This is a genomic window from Nocardioides allogilvus, from assembly GCF_003047285.1.
In the GTDB taxonomy this organism is placed as follows: Bacteria; Actinomycetota; Actinomycetes; order Propionibacteriales; family Nocardioidaceae; genus Nocardioides; species Nocardioides allogilvus.
This window is the reverse complement of the sequence record NZ_PZYX01000031.1, coordinates 1-1,740: the sequence shown is the minus strand read 5'-3', so window position 1 is coordinate 1,740 and position 1,740 is coordinate 1. Positions and strand designations below refer to the sequence as shown.

Below are 1,740 nucleotides of genomic sequence, written 5' to 3'. Positions count from 1 at the left end.
CGAAGGATCCGCACTATGTCCACGATCGATCCCAATCTTGGCACGACGTCTGCCATCAACCCTTGGGCCAAGCACGCGGTTAGCGTCAGGGAGACCCGCAAGGGAACTGCCTTCGCGTTCTTGGCTTGGGTGTTCGCCGTCTACGACTTCATCCTGTTCGGCACCTTGCTCCCCGTCATCGCCGAGGACATGGGCTGGTCGAATGCCACCGCGACCGGGGTGTCGACTGCGGTAGCGGTTGGCACTGCGCTCGTCGTTCTGGCTGTGGGCCCCATCGTTGACCGCATCGGACGCCGTAAGGGGATGCTGCTCACCGTTTCTGGCACGGCGGTGGCATCGGGCTTTACGGCATTGACGATGAGTGCCGCCTACCTCGTGGGTGTGCGCTCGATCGCCGGCCTGGGACTTGCCGAGCAGGGTGTCAATACCACCTACCTCAACGAGATTTACGCCGTGAGCGAGGATGAGGCGATCAAGAAGCGCCGCGGCTTCATCTACAGCATCGTCCAGGGTGGTTGGCCGCTCGGCGTCCTGTTGGCTGCCGGCTTTTCCGCAGTGTTCCTCCCGTTGGTCGGATGGAGGGGATGTTTCCTGCTCGCGACATTCCCGGCGATCATCATCGTGCTCCTTCGGCGCAAGCTGCGCGAGACGCCGCAGTTCCTGGTCGACCAGGAGATCCGCGAATTGAAGAAGGCAGGCAAGGCCGAGGAGGCTGCAGCGATGTCGGCCGAGTACGGCCTCGACGCTGGTCGCGCCACCCCCTTGGTTGAGATCTTCGCACCCGACGCGCGCCGCAACACGATCATGCTGAGCCTGGCGTGGGTGACTAACTGGTTCGGCATCACCACCTTCGCGATCCTCGGTACGACTGTCCTGACCGAAGGCAAGGGCGTTGACTTCGCTGCCGCCCTGATCATGTTCGTGATCATCAACCTGGTGGGATTCACCGGGTACCTCTTCCACGGCTGGATGGGCGACCGTTACGGCCGGCGCAACGTCATCGGGATCGGGTGGCTCATATCCAGCCTCATGTTCGGTCTCATGCTCCTCGTCGCCCAGGGCGACACCGCCGTGGTCTTCTTCTACTCGGTGGGCATGTTCTTCCTGGTCGGCCCCTACGCCGCCCTGCTGTTCTACATGGGTGAGTGCTACGAGACGGACTGCCGGGCCACCGGGGTGTCGTTCCTGAATGCGATGAGTCAGCCCGGAGCCATCGTGGCTGGGCTGATCATCACCGCCCTGTTGACGGCCGGCGTTACATGGTCGGACACCGCGCTCTACGTGGGCGTGATCGGGACGTTCGTCTCCGGTGTCGTGATGTTCGGGGCGAAGAAGGTGACGGCCCTGGAGGCCATCGACGCCAGCTTGGTCCCGCCCGGCTCGCACGGTTCGCATCTGTCGTGACCGAACGGGTTGCCATCATCACCGGTGCTGCCAGCGGCATCGGCAGGTCGCTCGCCGTCGCCTACGCCCGGACGGGCACGGCGAGTGTCATCGGCACCTTCCCCGGCGACCCTCACGACCCGCAGGAGACCGCAGCGCTCGTCCAGCAGGAGGGCGGGCGCTGCGTGATCCACGAGGTCGATGTCCGCGACAGCGGCCAGGTCGAGGCGTTCGCACAACGGGCCGTGGACGAGTGGGGCCGCCTCGACATCGCAGTCGCCAACGCCGGGATCCTGCGGCGCTCGGCGTTGGCCGAACTGAGTGACACCCTGTGGGACGACATGCTCAGCGTCGACC

Annotated in this window: 2 protein-coding genes; both read left to right on the top strand. The window is 64.8% G+C overall.

Annotated features, from left to right (window positions below):
• Nucleotides 1-15 precede the first annotated feature (15 nt).
• The gene (locus C9J87_RS19250) at nucleotides 16-1,404 is read left to right on the top strand and encodes an MFS transporter (protein WP_107706351.1); all 1,389 of its coding nucleotides are present in this window, start codon (nucleotides 16-18) and stop codon (nucleotides 1,402-1,404) included.
• Nucleotides 1,401-1,740, top strand: a 340-nt coding sequence (locus tag C9J87_RS19245; RefSeq protein ID WP_198652423.1) for an SDR family NAD(P)-dependent oxidoreductase, incomplete at its 3' end; no start/stop codon positions are given. The genes C9J87_RS19250 and C9J87_RS19245, both read left to right, overlap by 4 nt.